The sequence below is a fragment of the Moellerella wisconsensis ATCC 35017 genome (assembly GCF_001294465.1).
GTDB classification, from domain to species: Bacteria; Pseudomonadota; Gammaproteobacteria; order Enterobacterales; family Enterobacteriaceae; genus Moellerella; species Moellerella wisconsensis.
In genome coordinates this window covers 45806-62551 of record NZ_LGAA01000019.1, presented here as the reverse complement: position 1 = coordinate 62551, position 16746 = coordinate 45806, and the positions used below count along the sequence as shown (strand labels likewise).

Here is a 16746-nt window from a genome sequence, read left to right as displayed (position 1 = left end):
TATTAGTTTTAAGGAAGTAAGAATGACAACTATTGAAAAAATTGAGCGCCAAATCAAAGAAAACCCAATTCTATTATATATGAAAGGCTCTCCAAAACTTCCAAACTGTGGTTTTTCCGCGCAGGCTGTACAAGCACTCTCTGCATGTGGCGAGCGTTTCGCTTATGTGGATATTTTACAGAATCCAGATATTCGTGCCGAGTTACCTAAATATGCTAACTGGCCAACATTTCCTCAATTATGGATCGATGGTGAATTAGTCGGCGGATGTGACATTATTATGGAAATGTATCAGCGCGGCGAATTGCCTAAGTTGATTAAAGAAACTGCGGATAAATATCGTTCAGCTGATGAAACAAAAGCTGAGTAATTATTAAGCTATTTCGCTAGTATAAAAAACCGCAGGAGAATGTTATGTTCTCTGCGGTTTTTTTATGGATTAATTACTCGTTGATTATTCAGTAATAGCTAACGGCCAGCCACCTAATTTTTTCCATTTATTAACTATTTCACAAAACAGTAGGGCAGTGCGATCAGTGTCATAAAGCGCACCATGAGCTTGTTTAGCATCAAAAGGTATGCCCGCAGTCAAACAGGCTTTGGCTAAAATAGTTTGACCAAATACCAAGCCACTTAATGCGGCAGTATCAAAGGTTGCGAAAGGGTGAAATGGATTACGTTTTAATCCCGCGCGTTCTGCCGCATTAATAACAAAACTATGATCGAACGTCGCATTATGAGCAACTATAATTGCCCGGTGGCAATTAGCGTTTTTCATACCCTTACGAACCATTTTAAAAATAGCATGCAGTGCGTCATATTCACTGACTGCACCGCGTAATGGATTGTTGGGGTCGATACCTGTAAAGGCCAGTGCAGCAGGTTCAAGGATAGCACCTTCGAAGGGATTAACATGAAAATGTAAGGTCTCGTCTGTTTTCAGCCAGCCATCGTGATCCATTTTTAAGGTAATTGCTGCTATTTCGAGTAATGCATCTGTTTTGGCATTAAACCCGCCCGTTTCCACATCAATGACCACAGGATAATATCCTCTGAATCTATTAACCAGAGCGTTTAAATTATTTTTATCAGACTTTTCAGACATTAGAATTTCATTTACAGTTTTTGAGGTTAATTCATATTATGCCAAAATCAGCATAATTTTGCAGGGATGAATATTGAAGAACCCTCAGAAAAATCACAGCATAGCGATTTTTCCAAGAGTTAAGCACTCTTAGCGGATGGAGTAGTTAGGATCCGAACTTAGAATGCGTGCCTATAAATCTAGGCGTAATATTAGTTGCCGAGGCCGTGACTAGCACTTTTATTTTCGATGAGCTCAATTTTATAGCCATCGGGATCTTCAACAAAAGCAATAATGGTTGAACCCCCTTTTACTGGACCTGCTTCACGGGTTACCGTACCGCCAGCTTTTTTGATATCGGCGCATGTTTGGGCGACATCATCAACACCAAGAGCGATATGACCATAAGCATTACCCATGTCATAGCTGTCAACACCCCAATTGTAGGTTAACTCAATGACAGCACCTTCGCTTTCATCACTGTAGCCTACAAACGCTAGAGAATATTTATATTCGGTATTTTCGCTAGTACGCAAAAGACGCATTCCTAATACTTTAGTATAGAAATCAATCGAACGTTGCATATCACCAACGCGTAGCATGGTATGAAGTAAGCGCATAATAACCCTCTCTTATGTTGACTATTTGAATCAAAAATCGATTTAGCACCTAATATAACGCGTATGCACATGATAATACAATTGATCTGCCTGATATTTTAAGGGTATAAGTGAAAGAGCTATAATTAATAACATGATAAATGTGATTTTATTTTAGGGGATAACAATGGCGGAGCAACTTGAGTTTTTTGAGCTTCAAAGTCCTTGCCGGGGTATTTGTCAAACTAATGAGCAAGGTTACTGTCGAGGCTGTTATCGTACCCGAGATGAGCGTTTTAATTGGATTAATTATTCAGATAGTCAGAAAAGAAATCTGTTACGTCTTTGTCGTCAGCGATTTATACGCTTTACACGTCAACAAATAGTAGAACAAAATAATGATACACAGCAACAAAGTTTATTTTAATAAATAGCATATTAATTATATTTAATTAGAGCAATAATTGACTCTATTTGTAATTTATTCAAAATAAGTATAATAAAGTGAAGTTCACAAAATCAGATAAATGCTTTTAAGACTAACTATACTACTTTGTTTTTAAATGTGTTTTATTTAATGTTATTCACTTTATGTAAATTAAACATAATATTAATGTAAAAATAAATAGATTAGAATTTAGAGTAAGGATATTCTTATTGCACTGTCTATCTGCGTGACTATTACCTATAGATAAAAAAATGGATTTGATTAAATAATATTAATTGAAATCAGATTATTGTTGTTAGGTCACAATGTATCAGTGTGATAGTTATTATAACGAGGTATTTTTATATTTTTTGTTCGTAAATATAACTATAAATGTTTATATGTTCTGTGAAATAATTTTTTGTTGATGTAATTTTTAACGGCTGAGATATTCTATTTTAAGGAGGGAAAATTGGAATCGAAAATAGGAACTGATCTAGCTCGTTTGGTACGTGTATGGAGGGCTCTGATAGACTATCGATTAAAACCATTGAAACTGACACAGACTCATTGGGTGACATTGCATAATATTAGTCAATTACCGCCCGATCAATCTCAGATTCAGTTGGCTAAAGCGATAGGAATCGAACAACCTTCATTGGTAAGAACGCTTGATCAACTTGAGGAAAAGAAACTTATCACGCGTCATACCTGTGCGAATGATCGACGAGCTAAAAGAATAAAACTAACTGATGAATCAATACCATTCATAAAACAAGTCGATGATGTGATTAGCTCAACTCGAGATGAAATTTTGGGAGGGATCACAGAAGCAGAATTATTCACGTTATCATCACTAATATTAAAATTGGAAAAGAATATTCTTCATTTGCAAAGTAGATAGTTTTTATTTTTTTAATAATAATATGCATATTAAATCATTCATTTATTATATTTAATGTATATTAGTAGCAGCATAGAAAATTATAAACAATCATTGTGTATGCATAATGTATGATTATGGGAACTATCATACGATGATTTATTATGTATATGCTTTGATTGTTGGTAATTAATGAAGCAAAACAAGGCATTACTCTATATTGACACGAATAAAATAGTTTCTTCCAGTACCAATTTTTAATCATATAATTAAATAACCTCTAAATAAATATATACACAATAAAAATAGGATTGCTTTGGGTTCATTGATTTATGATATATTAAATAAGCATCTACAATACATAATAATAATTAATACTATAGCTATATTAAAATCATACTAAGCTCCTATAGAAAAGTATGATCAAGGTCACATCTAAAGTATCTTGATCATAAATAGTTTAAAAAATTATTAATTAATAAACTTAATATTGCATATAGAATAATTCTATTTTTATAATTAAACGCTATTCAGTATGGCGGAGGATAATTAAACCAATCAGAAATGAAGTGCAAAGAATCAAAAAAAATTAAATGTTATTCGAGTGGATCTAAAAGGATTATGGCTTGGAACAGCGAGATTTAGTTCAGTAAACTGCTAATAAGAAATAATTAAATATAAACTCACCTGCAGTGGATGCAGGTGAGTGATAGCAAGGGAGGATTAGCGAGGAGAAACAGTCACTGAACCACCGCTGTTAGCAATTAATACGCGTTGGCCAACAGTAAAGGTACTTGGATCTTCTTTTTGTACCACAACGATATTTTTACCGCTGTCTAGACGAATTTCTAACTGAACGCCTTTGGTTTTATTGACTGCACCTTCGATATTTTGACCAGCGACCCCTCCGGCTATTGCTCCCGCCGCAGTTGCCAATGTGTTCCCTGTGCCACCGCCGATGGTATTACCTAGCAGGCCACCAAGTACGGCGCCTCCGATAGCTCCTAAGATATTTTCATCACCACCGGCTTGGATATTTACCGGACGGACATTAAGAACGGTACCATAAGTGACAGTTTGTACTTGTTTGGCTTGGCCAGCAGAGTATGTATCACCTGAAAGTGTGCTGGTATTCACACAACCTGCGAGCGATGTCACAGCAACCACACCAATGAGAACTTGCTTAAGCATAAAAACTCCTATTAGACTTTACTGATTAGGTTATCGCAGCGCGTAAATAATCATATTCAGTATGGCCTTATCATGCGCTATTAAAGAAATAAGTGATTTCTAAAATATTGATTGTGATCTAAATATCGTCTAAACACTAGGGAAAATTTCTCAAAAATAGTAAATATTAATTTCTCACTCTGTTTATGAATCATACCTCAGTGTAGAGCAATGATTATTTGTTTTAATAAATAACTATTTATATGAAAATAAAGCGCTTTATAGTAGTAACCATATTTATTATTTAAAGGATAAACAAAATGTTGCAATCGGGTCGTTATATCGGCGTTATGTCAGGTACCAGTCTTGATGGTGTTGATGTGGTTATGGCTGCTATTAGCGATAATATGGTTGCTCAGCAAGCCAGCTTATCTTATCCCTTCCCAATAGCATTGAAACAGCGCATTTTAAATATTTGCCAAGGACAGCTGACGACATTGTCTGAAATAGGAAAAATTGATTATCAATTAGGTACATTGTATGCAGAAGCTATTAATACACTACTGGAATCAACGGCTTTAACTGCAGATCAGATACTAGCGGTGGGTTGTCATGGGCAAACAGTGTGGCATGAGCCTGAGGGCGACTTTCCTTTCACCTTGCAGCTGGGCGATAATAATCGGGTGGCTGCATTAACGGGGATCACCACGGTAGGGGACTTTCGTCGCCGTGATATGGCTTACGGTGGTCAAGGCGCACCATTGGTACCTGCGTTTCATTTAGCTGTGCTAGGTGAGCCACATGAAAGGCGCATTGTATTGAATATTGGCGGAATTGCTAATATTACGGCATTGCTGCCAGGTTCTGCGGTGAAAGGTTATGATACGGGACCGGGTAATATGCTGATGGATACTTGGATTTGGCGGCATCAGCAACGCCCGTATGACGAAGCTGGCCAGTGGGCTCAGCAAGGGCAAGTATCTCAATCTTTATTGATAAAGATGCTCAACGATCCTTATTTTGCACGCTCGGCACCAAAAAGTACCGGCAGGGAATATTTCAATATACAGTGGTTAGAATCACAATTAATTGATTACTCTGATTTATCACCGGTTGATGTACAGGCAACATTACTCGAACTAACCGCAATGTCGGTGGCGCAGCAAGTTCTATTATCAGGTGGTTGTGAGCGCTTAATTGTCTGTGGTGGTGGGGCTAAAAATAGTTATTTAATGCAGCGTTTGGCTATTTTATTACCGGGGACAGAAGTCACGAATAGTGATAAATTTGGTTTAAGCGGTGATGATTTAGAGGCGCTAGCATTTGCTTGGTTAGCCGCGAGAACTCTGTCAGGATTGCCCGGGAATTTGGCTTCTGTCACCGGAGCATCACAAGAAACGGTCATAGGCGCCATTTATCCGGCGAATACAATAACTGATTAGCGAGAGGACATACAATAAATGAGTGGCGAACATCAAGTCGATCTTACTGCTATGCGCAGAGAATATATTAAAGGTGGATTGCGCCGTAATGACTTAACCTCTGAGCCATTAGCGTTGTTTGAACATTGGTTAAAACAGGCCTGTGAGGCACAATTGAGTGATCCGACCGCGATGTGCGTTGCTACTGTCGATGAAACCGGTCAGCCTTATCAACGGATTGTATTACTTAAGCATTTTGATCAACATGGGTTGGTTTTTTATACCAATCTCGGCAGTCGCAAAGCGCAACAATTAAAACATAATAATAAAGTCAGCTTGCATTTTCCGTGGTATCCGTTAGAGCGGCAAGTCTGTTTTCTTGGCGTAGCTGAAAAACTATCGCCCTTAGAAGTGCTTAAATATTTCCATAGCCGACCTAAAGATAGCCAGATAGCTGCATGGGCATCACATCAATCATCGCGTATATCCACTCGGGGTATTTTAGAGGGTAAATTCTTAGAATTAAAACAAAAATTTAAAAATGGTGAAGTACCTTTACCCAGTTTTTGGGGGGGATTTAGAGTAAAATTTCACAGTGTCGAATTTTGGCAAGGAGGCGCGAATCGCTTACATGACCGTTTCTTGTATCAAAAAGAGGGATTAGGCTGGAATATTGAACGCTTAGCACCTTAATATACTGGATGACAATTGAGGATAGAAGCTGATTAGCCTGTCTGCAACTTGATGTATAATAGGTATAAATAAATGATTTTTTAGCTGGCACTTAATTGTTACGGGCTTTATGCTATAGGTTCGTTTATGGGAACTAAAAAGTTTACTTAATAACATAATAGACAAAATACAACCGATGGAGTCATTGATGTCTAGCAATAACCTGATTAAACAATTGCAAGAGCGGGGCCTAGTTGCCCAGGTAACGGATGAGGACGCGTTAGCAGAGAGACTGGCGCAAGGCCCTATCTCTCTCTATTGTGGCTTCGATCCTACCGCCGACAGCCTGCATTTGGGACATCTGGTTCCCTTGCTGTGTTTAAAACGATTCCAACTAGCCGGGCATAAGCCTGTGGCGTTGGTCGGTGGCGCAACGGGTTTAATTGGTGACCCGAGTTTTAAAGCGACTGAACGTAAATTAAATACTGCAGATACAGTACAAGAGTGGGTAGCAAAAATCCGTAATCAGGTTTCGCCTTTCTTGGATTTTGATTGTGGTGAAAATAGCGCAACAATTGCCAATAACTATGATTGGTTTGGTAAAATGGATGTGCTGACTTTCCTGCGTGATATCGGCAAACACTTCTCTGTAAACCAGATGATCAACAAAGAAGCGGTCAAACAACGCCTTAACCGTGATGATGTAGGTATTTCTTTTACTGAGTTCGCTTATAATCTGCTTCAGGGCTATGATTTTGCGAATTTAAATAAAGAGCATAGCGTAGAATTACAAATTGGCGGCTCTGATCAATGGGGTAATATTACTTCAGGGATTGATTTAACTCGTCGTCTTAATCAAAAACAAGTTTTTGGTATGACGGTGCCGTTAATCACTAAGGCTGATGGTACCAAGTTTGGTAAGACAGAAGGCGGCGCTGTGTGGTTAGATCCGAAAAAAACCAGCCCGTACAAATTCTATCAATTCTGGATTAATACGGCGGATGCAGACGTCTATCGCTTCTTGAAATTCTTTACTTTCATGTCGCTGGAAGATATTGCCGCATTAGAAGAAGAAGATAAAAATAGCGGGAAAGCACCTCGTGCACAATACGTATTAGCCGATATGGTTACTGAATTAGTTCACGGTGCTCAAGGTCTGGCGGCAGCAAAACGTATCACAGCAAGCTTGTTCTCTGGCGCAGTCTCTGAAATGACCGAAGCTGATTTCGAGCAGTTAGCCCAAGACGGCATGCCAACTATTGATATGGAAACTGGCGCTGATTTACAGCAAGCATTAGTCGATTCTGAATTGGTGCCATCACGCGGTCAAGCACGCACCGCGATCAGCTCAAATGCTGTGTCGATCAATGGTGAAAAACAAGCTGAACCGATGTATGTTTTCAGTGATGCCGATCGCCTGTTTGGACGTTTTACACTTATCCGTCGCGGTAAGAAAAATTATTGCCTGATTAACTGGAAATAATTGTCGTTATGCCCTAAATAGCCGGTATTATTTGGGGCATATTCAATATTAACATCTCGGATTATCGGTTATTTTTTCCGCTTATAATACTTTCAATATTAGGCATCGAATGAAAAGTATTCTCTCAATTCAATCACATGTCGTCTATGGACATGCTGGAAATAGTGCAGCAGTTTTTCCTATGTGCCGAATGGGGGCAGATGTTTGGCCACTCAACACAGTACAGTTCTCTAATCATACGCAGTATCCTCAATGGACTGGAATGGTATTCCCCGCTCAGCATCTAACTGATATTGCACAAGGTTTGGCTGATATTAACCAATTAGCTCAATGCGATGCAGTATTAAGCGGCTATATTGGTTCAGCGGAGCAGGGACAAAATATTCTGCATATCGTTAAACAGGTTAAAGCAGCTAATCCCAATGCGGTTTATTTTTGCGATCCTGTGATGGGACACCCAGAAAAAGGCTGCATTGTGGCTCCCGGTGTTGCTGAATTCTTTTGCCAACAAGCGTTGGCGGCCAGTGATATCATTGCACCTAATTTATTAGAGTTAGAAACGCTGACCGATCAACATATTAGTTCTGTGGCGCAAGCGGTGAATGCGGCGCGTTCATTATGCCAGCAAGGGCCTAAAACAGTATTAGTGAAACATTTAAGCCGAGCTGGATATCGCGCTGATAGATTTGAAATGATTTTAGTTACTGCAGATCACAGCTGGCACGTTAGCCGCCCATTAGTGGATTTTGGTGTTAAGCAGCCGGTAGGCGTCGGTGATTTAACTAGTGGCTTAATGCTGGTTAATTTGCTCAAAGGTGAAAGTTTGCTGAAAGCATTAGAGCATGTCGCGGCGGCAGTTTATGAAGTAATGCTACAGACCAAAGTAATGAATAAATATGAACTACAGTTAGTTGCTGCCCAAGATAAAATGGTCAGTCCGGTACATCATTTTTGTGCTACACAACTCGACTGAGGTTAGCTTTCTCCAGGCCATTTGACCTGGAGATTATTGATTTATAAGTTTTTAGTGCGATCTATTAGCAAGAGGCGTGAATAATTAATTTTAAATCAGGCCTTCAATTTGTAGCGCTTTTTGTACTTCAGGACGTTGGGTGATTTTTGCCAAATAGTTCTGTAAATGATGTAATGCCGAAATATCTATTCCAACCAATTTATTCCAACCGCCGACCGTAAATAAATAAGCGTCAGCCACAGTGAAATGTTCACCGCAAATATAGTTTTGTTGTGCTAGCATTTTATCAAGATAGGCAAACTTTTTGAGCAAATTAGTCCGAACACTGTGCTTATATTCTTCAGGCGTACCCGGTGTAAATAGCGGTGCGAAACTTTTATGCAATTCGGTAGAAATATAATTTAGCATTTCAAGTTGATGATAACGCTGAAGTGTTCCTTTCTCTGCAATCAAATTTCTAGCGGGTGTTTGATCGGCAATATACTGCACAATCACCGCGCCTTCAGATAAGGTATCTCCGCTGTCTAACACTAAAAATGGAACCTGACCTTTAGGATTGATAGTATTAAAATCAACTCCGTGTTCAGTTGTTTTAGTTTTAAGATCAACGCGTTCAATTGAAAAATCGATACCGGCTTCGCGCAGGATAATATGCGGCGACAAAGAACAGGCCCCCGGAGAGTAATACAATTTCATTATAAACTCCTTGATGATAATAGAGATGACCTATTTAGCCTATCATTGAGATGAAGATTTAACTACTTAATATTAGGTATGCTGAATAATTTATATTGCTACTGTAGAAGCAGCTTTACTTGATAATATCGATTATTTTGATGTAATTTATTGAAATAAAAAGATAATAAAAGAACTTGTTTATTTAATTGACTTTTTATCTATAGCTTAAGAATTTAATAATGACCATAAGTAACCATTTTGGAGTTATATAAAATATATTTATTTTATATATATGCTGAAATAGCATCGTTGGTTATTACATAATTATTTGAATGAATTTTAAAATAATAATAAGGATAAAAAACCAATCTAATTAATTATAATTAAACGAAAATGAGAGCTAAATATTAACATTTATCATGACTTGTATTTTTAGTATTTTTATCTTTCTGATCAGAGTTATCATAACCTATTATTTTCACATAAATTAAATAATTAGATACTGAAAGAACTGTATAAAGTGTTTTTTTGTTAGGATAGACAGAAAGCGCTTTAAGCAAAATTTAGAAAGTAATTCATCTTTGGATAAATAGTAATCAATAGGAGCTATAAAATAATCTAGTGGCTTGTGCTAATTACGATACTACCAATTATTCGATACTTAGCAGAAAAGTATCGAATGTTTAAATATAAGCCGATCAACAATATAACATGTGAGAGTAGAACTGGAAAAAATTAATACAGCATAATCATATAAAGCTTATAGCCAGCTAAGGTCTTTTGAATGTTTATATCACTCTAATATGAATAAATGCTCATAAACTTTAAGGATTATAATATCAGTAATAGCCATAGACTGTAAATTAATTAATAAATACACCTATATTTAATAAGGATATGTAGGGGTATTTATTTTTTAATGATTAATTGTAAATTATTGTAAAGTAAAAAGTTAAAATAATGATAAATATAATTATAAATATTATATTTTAATTTAATGTAAGATGATGATTTCTTTAATTTTTGTAATTTTTGAATTGGAAGTGTCGAAACAGGTTAATAACCGTAAATAAAATGTATATTTTTTCTTATTTTTCAATGTGGTAAACATAGCTATAATCACGTGGTTTATTTTATTTTTATTCTTATTTAGCAATAATGTTAACGTTAGCATCCACTATTACTAAGAGATTGGGACAAAATAGCATGGATATTTTTATGTCTTAATTAAATGTAATTTTTTTGTTAAAAATAAAACTTTTTGTGTTATTAATTATTTCATTTTATGTCAATGTGACTTTTAATTACTGTGAAAAAAGCAAGAAAATTAGCTAAAAGAGAATGAGATAGTAACCGCTATACACAATATAAGAGTATATCTGAAATAGTTGGTGTTTGTTAAATCTAATAGAATAAATTAAATTAGTTTCACTTACCGAATGTGGATAATCTATTTAATTATTTTTTAAATCATATTAATTAATATTAGATGTTCTGGTGATAAAAATGAGTTTTACAGATGAAATGTTAAATGATGTTGCATCATCATTTTTAAAGAGGGTAAGAAAGCAAAACGGTATTACCGAAGGCGAATTGGCAATATTACTAAAAATAAGCCAACAGCAAGTATCTAGATATGAAAATGGAAAGACGAAGTTAACTATAGGACGTATTAATCAATATTTGGATATTTTTGGTTTAAATTGGAAATGCTTTGCCAATGAAATAATTAAAAGCACAGAACAATTTAAAAATAATTGATTTTATTTTATAAAAATAATATTTATTTTTATAAATGACTATTGCTCTGTGTGACTAATTATTTTTATTTTAAATAAATATATTAATTTGGAGTATATATGAATCTTAATAAAAAACTTGCTATGTTGTCTGTTGTTATTTCTTCTATCGTTTGTGGTTCTGCATTTGCAGAAGATGAGCCTCTTCCAGCACAAGTAGTTAGTGGTGGTAATATTACATTTAATGGCGAAGTAACATCGGGTCCATGCGCAGTTTCAAGTTCAGATGCTGATAAAATTGTTACATTAGATACTGTTAAGTCTACAGTGTTTACTGCTGCTGACCAATTAGCAAATGCAAGTAAACCATTTAATATCAATTTACTTGAATGTGATACAGATGTTCGTAAATCAGTTCAAGTTACATTTAATGGACAAACAGTAGAAGGTAAACCTGGTTTATTAGCTAATACTGCGGGTGTAGGTTCAGCTAAAAATGTTGCGCTGCAGTTGTTCAATCCAGACGGTAGTACATTAAACATTGGTGCCTTAAGCTCTAAAATAAATTTAGCTGAAACTACTACTATTCCATTATCTGTGGATTATAAATCAACCGCAGCAGCTGTTACAGCGGGTAAAGTTCAATCTGTTGCGAATTTCACGTTAACGTATAATTAATTTTATTAAAATATAATAAATTGATGATTAATCATTATGATTAATCATCAATTACGGAGTTTTTATGTTAAAAAAAACAACCCTATTTTTTTGTCTGTTATTTTTTATTCAATATGTTTATGCAGGTGGGATATCTTTAAGTGCAACTCGATTGATTTATCCTTCGGATAAAAATCAAATATCACTAAAATTATATAATAGTGATAAAGATGGAAGTTATCTTATTCAATCGTGGGTATCAGATGAAAATGGAAATAAGGTCTCTAACTTTATTGTAACTCCACCATTATTTGTTATAAAGCCTAATTCAGATAGTTTATTAAATATTGTCTATACCGGAGATAAAAATAAATTACCTAATGATAGAGAAAAAATATTTTTTCTAAATTCAAAAGTTATACCTTCGTTAACAGAAGAAGAGCAGAAGTTAGATAATGCATTATTAATTTCAACAACAACAAAAATAAAATTATTTATTAGACCTAGTTCAATTACTGAGAGTTCATTTAATTCTTATGAAGAATTAAAATGCTCTTATGAAAAAAATAGACTAAAAGTTGAAAATCCTACAGCTTTTTATATGAATTTATCCTCATTAGCTATTAATGGAAATGAAATATCTAAAGCCGAAACTATACCTCCTAAGTCAAACATTTATTTAAATGTAGAAAATAAGAGTATAAGCAAAATTCTAAGCTTCAATTTTATTAACGACTATGGTGTTCAAATAAAAAATAAGCAATGTGTTTTTTAATTAAATTTGGAAATATATCTATGCGCCCAATAAAAAGAATATTTTTTTTAACAATTTTAATTCATATAAATAATTCATATGCGCAAGATTATTTCAATCCATTGTTTTTAGGCTCGGATGTTGATTCAATCCAAGATTTATCGTATCTATCAGCAGGTAATAATGTTACTCCAGGTAAGTATTTTTTAAATCTAAATATAGATGATAAATTCATTAAAAATATTAATATTGAGTTTATAGAAGAAAAAAATAAAAAAGTTATACCATGTTTTACTACAGAAGTTATTAATGCTATTCCTTTTAATAATGATACATTAAGTAAATTAAAAGTATTACCAGGTAATGAATGCATAGATATAAGTAAGTATATAAACAATTTTAGTTATGATGTTGATTTGTCTAAATTAACATTAATATTATCAATACCTCAGATTTATCTTAAATCCATTAGATCAACATTAGCTGATGAATCTGATTGGGATGATGGTATCCCAATGTTTCTGATGAATTATAATTTAAATGGATCATTTTCTAAAAATAAAAATATAGATAATTATTCATCACTTTTTTTAAATTTAAATAATAGATTGAATCTAGGATCGTGGCGAATACAGTCAAATTTATATTATAATCAAAATAAAGTTGGATCTCGTACATATCATGACTGGAAATCTAATAATTCATCAATATCAAGAAATATAAATTCTATAAAAAGTAATCTCGTTATTGGTCAGAGTGTTTTAGGTTCAATGTTATTTGATTCAGTATCATATACGGGAATTACGCTCGCTACAGCTAATGAGATGCTACCTGATAGTGAAAGAGGATATAGCCCAACGATTAAAGGTATTGCAGAATCAAGGTCTAAGCTCACCATTAGGCAGAATGGTAATATATTATATCAAGAATATATCAATCCTGGACCTTATAATATCGATAATTTAAATTCAGTAGGAACAAGTGGTGATTATGAAGTTGAATTGACCGCAGCCGATGGAACAGTCGTAAAATATAACGTTCCTTATTCTTCTTTACCAAATTTATTACGTAAAGATAGCTTTAATTATTCTGTGACTTTAGGGCAATTAGATATTACGTCAGCAAAAAAAAATAAATTTTCTCAAGGGACACTAGGTTTAGGATTACCTTTAGATAGTACAATTTATACTGGTTATCAAATTGCTGATGATTACTTTTCTGCTGGATTAGGCTTAGGAAAGGATATGGGAAAACTTGGTGCATTATCAATTGATGCTATGCAAGCGCAAGCTAAAATATATGATAAGAGTTACACCGGTGGTTCATATCGAATTTTATACGCAAAATCATTCAGTGACTCAGGAACCAATATTCAATTAACAGGTTACCGCTATTCTACATCAAATTATTATACATTTACTGAAGCAAGTTATAGGAATAATTATAGAAATAACTTTAACTATACTCTATTTGATTATAATGAAAGAAAAAAGAATAGCTTTCAAGTGAATTTATCTCAAAATTTAGGTGATTATGGTCAACTGTATTTATGGGGTAATATAAATTCGTATTGGAACAGTGATTATAAGTCTAAAAATATTCAAGCCGGATGGAATAAAACATTTTCTGAATTTAATAATATAATTATATCGACTAGTTATAATAAAAACACCTATATAAATAATACTGAAAATATTTTATATTTATCAGTGTCAGTTCCATTATCTAATACCATAGATAAAAATACGGTGTATTTAACTAATAGTATAAATTACAATAAATCAAAATATAATAACTCAACTAGCTTATATGGTTCAGCTTTAGATAATAAATTAAATTACAATTTTTATCAAACTGTGAGTAATAATAGTGAAAATAAATCAAATTTAAATTTACGTTATAAAGCAAATGTTGCCGAATTTAGCACGGGTACGTCTTATTCTAGCTCTACAAAAGAATTTGATTATGGCGTTACTGGTTCTGTACTTGCTCATCAAGATGGAATTATATTTGCAAGAGAAGCAAATGATACTGCAATATTAGTACAAGCAATAGGAGCTAGTGGTGCCAGGATTGATAAATCTGGGGAAAATATCACTATTGGAGATAGTGGATATGCACTTATTCCTTACGCTACCGCATATCACTATAATGATGTCGGACTTTTCCCAGAAACATTTGGTATGGGTTACGATATAGATGGAAAAGTGATGAAAGTAGCGCCAACTAGAGGCGCTATAAGTAAAGTTGTTTTTGATGTACGTAAAGGATATAACTTTTTAGTATCACTTAACTATCAAGGACAAAAAATCAAGTTTGGAACTCTTGTTATAAATAATGATGATAAGATGACATCAATAGTAAATGATGATAGTACAGTTTATTTAACTGGAGTTAAATCAAACTCAAGTTATACCGTTAAAATAGATAAGAATACAACTTGTCAATTTACTATTAATTATCATGAGAATGATAAGATGAATAATATTAATAAAGCTAATGTTATTTGTAAGTAATGGAAATCTCATAATGAAAAATAGATTTATTTTATTTGTACTTTTTTTGTTTTGTTTTTCTGCATATTCTGTAGATGTAACATTAAATCTTAATGGGGCTATATTAGGACAAAGTTGTAATATTTCTAGTAATGATCTAATTAAAAATATTAACTTTCAAGAATTAAATCCAGGTGATTTTAATAATGTAGGTGCTGTTAGTTCAGAAAAAGCAGTTTCAATACATTTGGAAAATTGTAGTGGTAATGTGAATAATATGATGTATCAATTTTCAGGAGAAGAAGATGCAAGTGATCCTACACTATTAAAAATAATAGGAAAATCAGGTAGCTCAATGGGTGAATTAGCCACTGGACTAGCAATAGAAATATTAAATAATAATAAAGATAGAATTGAAATAAATACAAAAAAAATCTTTAATGAAACAATTACTACAACGAGTTATGATTTTACTTTCTATTTAAGATATATATCGACAAATCAAAGTGTCAGCCCAGGTGATGCTTCTTCATTACTCTATCTGGATATTTATTATGAATAAAATAGCCTTATTTTTTTTTACATTATTTATCTTTCCAAGATTAAGTATGAGTGATCGAGTAACTATTAATATTAATACGAATGTTATTGAGAAAAGTTGTACAATTTCAAAAAACTTATCAGATTTAACGATTACATTAGGATCAAACGATTTAAGAGATAAAAAAGTAGGAATTCCATTTGGAGAAACTCCTTTTACAATAAGTCTAGAAGATTGTCCTGCAAATATCTCTACTGCATATATTAAATTTACAGGAGAAAGTGATGCAATAATGAATAACTTACTCAAAAATAATAATAATACAAATGAAGGAGCAAAATCAGTATCTATAGGGATATATGATGTTAATAAAAATAATATTGATATAAAAAACAACAAAATATCACTTAATATAAATCATGATGAAATTTATAATACATTTTATTTTTTTGCTTATTATATTAAAACTAGCCAGGATTCATCTCCAGGAAAAATAACAAGTATTGTTAATTTTGAGATATCTTATGATTAATAAAGCTATAATAGTTTTTTTTATTTTATTTGTGAACACTGCATTTAGCGGAGTCACTATTGTTGGAACTAGATTTACTATAAACCAAGATGATAAGTATACCAATATTAAAATAATTAATGATAATGAGAATGAATACCTGATAAAGAGTGAGATAGATGATAATAATTTTATTATTTCCCCACCTTTATTCTTGATTTCAAAGAATAGTAGTAAAAATATAACTATTATTCCAACTAATAAATTAAATTATCATACAGATAAAATTATAAATTTAATAATTATAGCAATACCGAAATCAGAGTTTGATAATAATATATCCTCCGTATCTTTAGCCATAAGAAGTCATTTTAAATTAATATTTCGTCATGCAGAGTTAAAAGAGAGTGATTTTAAATTAATTAATATAGTAAAAGAAAATAATCAATATTTTTTATTCAATAAGTCTAAATATGTATTTACTATCTCAATTTCAAATAAAAAAATCTCTGAAAATGAAAAAATATTTAATATTTCACCTAATGATAAATTCGCATTAAATAATATATGTAACTCAAGCCTCTGTGATTTATTTGTTAATTTCTATAATGAAAATAATGATGTAGTAAAGGTAATAAACTTATCGTATAAATAAATTT

Annotated in this window: 18 protein-coding genes; 14 read left to right on the top strand and 4 right to left on the bottom strand. The window is 33.1% G+C overall.

Going from position 1 to position 16746, the window contains the following annotated elements; all coding sequences use genetic code 11:
* The first annotated feature begins 22 nt into the window (after positions 1-22).
* Positions 23-370 carry a Grx4 family monothiol glutaredoxin gene (locus M992_RS10725; protein ID WP_053908605.1) on the top strand — a complete coding sequence of 116 codons (348 nt, stop codon included), beginning with the start codon at positions 23-25 and terminating at the stop codon, positions 368-370.
* Positions 371-454: 84 nt separating this feature from the next.
* Here M992_RS10725 and rnt read toward each other — a convergent pair whose 3' ends face one another.
* Together rnt and gloA are read right to left on the bottom strand one after the other, a co-directional pair.
* Entirely contained in the window at positions 455-1105 is a 651-nt protein-coding gene (gene rnt / locus M992_RS10720) for a ribonuclease T (RefSeq protein ID WP_053908604.1), read from the bottom strand.
* 191 nt (positions 1106-1296) lie between these two features.
* A complete protein-coding gene (gene gloA, locus M992_RS10715; protein ID WP_047255567.1) occupies positions 1297-1704 on the bottom strand; it encodes a lactoylglutathione lyase in 408 nt (135 codons plus the stop codon).
* A 166-nt stretch (positions 1705-1870) separates the two neighbouring features.
* On the opposite strand from gloA, the gene M992_RS10710 reads away from it, so the two are divergent.
* Positions 1871-2110 carry a DUF1289 domain-containing protein gene (locus tag M992_RS10710; RefSeq protein WP_053908603.1) on the top strand — a complete coding sequence of 80 codons (240 nt, stop codon included), beginning with the start codon at positions 1871-1873 and terminating at the stop codon, positions 2108-2110.
* A gap of 472 nt (positions 2111-2582) precedes the next feature.
* Complete coding sequence (gene slyA / locus M992_RS10705) at positions 2583-3014, top strand: transcriptional regulator SlyA (RefSeq protein WP_047255569.1); 432 nt, start codon at positions 2583-2585, stop codon at positions 3012-3014.
* Positions 3015-3716: 702 nt separating this feature from the next.
* Here slyA and M992_RS10700 read toward each other — a convergent pair.
* Positions 3717-4184: an outer membrane lipoprotein gene (locus tag M992_RS10700; protein ID WP_047255570.1), complete on the bottom strand. Its 468-nt coding sequence runs from the start codon at positions 4182-4184 to the stop codon at positions 3717-3719.
* Positions 4185-4483: 299 nt separating this feature from the next.
* Here M992_RS10700 and anmK point away from each other — a divergent pair, with 299 nt between their 5' ends.
* The 4 genes from anmK to pdxY all read left to right on the top strand — a co-directional run bounded on the left by anmK (position 4484) and on the right by pdxY (position 8712).
* Complete coding sequence (anmK, locus tag M992_RS10695; protein ID WP_053908602.1) at positions 4484-5605, top strand: anhydro-N-acetylmuramic acid kinase; 1122 nt, start codon at positions 4484-4486, stop codon at positions 5603-5605.
* A gap of 18 nt (positions 5606-5623) precedes the next feature.
* Positions 5624-6277, top strand: a complete 654-nt coding sequence (gene pdxH / locus M992_RS10690; RefSeq protein WP_047255572.1) for a pyridoxamine 5'-phosphate oxidase — start codon at positions 5624-5626, stop codon at positions 6275-6277.
* A 187-nt stretch (positions 6278-6464) separates the two neighbouring features.
* Positions 6465-7739, top strand: a complete 1275-nt coding sequence (tyrS, locus tag M992_RS10685) for a tyrosine--tRNA ligase (protein WP_053908601.1) — start codon at positions 6465-6467, stop codon at positions 7737-7739.
* Positions 7740-7848: 109 nt separating this feature from the next.
* Positions 7849-8712 carry a pyridoxal kinase PdxY gene (pdxY, locus tag M992_RS10680; protein WP_053908600.1) on the top strand — a complete coding sequence of 288 codons (864 nt, stop codon included), beginning with the start codon at positions 7849-7851 and terminating at the stop codon, positions 8710-8712.
* A gap of 90 nt (positions 8713-8802) precedes the next feature.
* On the opposite strand, the gene gstA is transcribed toward pdxY, so the two are convergent.
* Positions 8803-9408 (bottom strand): glutathione transferase GstA, encoded by a 606-nt coding sequence (gstA, locus tag M992_RS10675; RefSeq protein ID WP_053908599.1) that lies wholly within the window; start codon positions 9406-9408, stop codon positions 8803-8805.
* A gap of 1488 nt (positions 9409-10896) precedes the next feature.
* Here gstA and M992_RS10670 point away from each other — a divergent pair.
* The 7 genes from M992_RS10670 to M992_RS10640 all read left to right on the top strand — a co-directional run bounded on the left by M992_RS10670 (position 10897) and on the right by M992_RS10640 (position 16742).
* Complete coding sequence (locus tag M992_RS10670; RefSeq protein WP_053908598.1) at positions 10897-11151, top strand: helix-turn-helix domain-containing protein; 255 nt, start codon at positions 10897-10899, stop codon at positions 11149-11151.
* Between the two features lie 98 nt (positions 11152-11249).
* Positions 11250-11807: a fimbrial protein gene (locus M992_RS10665; RefSeq protein ID WP_053908597.1), complete on the top strand. Its 558-nt coding sequence runs from the start codon at positions 11250-11252 to the stop codon at positions 11805-11807.
* Between the two features lie 64 nt (positions 11808-11871).
* Positions 11872-12561, top strand: a complete 690-nt coding sequence (locus M992_RS10660; RefSeq protein ID WP_053908596.1) for a fimbrial biogenesis chaperone — start codon at positions 11872-11874, stop codon at positions 12559-12561.
* Positions 12562-12581: 20 nt separating this feature from the next.
* On the top strand, positions 12582-15056 hold the full coding sequence (locus tag M992_RS10655) for a fimbria/pilus outer membrane usher protein (RefSeq protein WP_072165950.1): 2475 nt from the start codon (positions 12582-12584) through the stop codon (positions 15054-15056).
* 13 nt (positions 15057-15069) lie between these two features.
* Positions 15070-15597 (top strand): fimbrial protein, encoded by a 528-nt coding sequence (locus M992_RS10650; protein ID WP_053908595.1) that lies wholly within the window; start codon positions 15070-15072, stop codon positions 15595-15597.
* Positions 15590-16108, top strand: coding sequence for a fimbrial protein (locus M992_RS10645; RefSeq protein WP_053908594.1), 519 nt, complete (start codon positions 15590-15592; stop codon positions 16106-16108). Before M992_RS10650 ends, M992_RS10645 begins: the two co-directional genes overlap by 8 nt.
* Positions 16101-16742 (top strand): fimbrial biogenesis chaperone, encoded by a 642-nt coding sequence (locus tag M992_RS10640; protein WP_053908593.1) that lies wholly within the window; start codon positions 16101-16103, stop codon positions 16740-16742. Before M992_RS10645 ends, M992_RS10640 begins: the two co-directional genes overlap by 8 nt.
* Positions 16743-16746 lie beyond the last annotated feature (4 nt).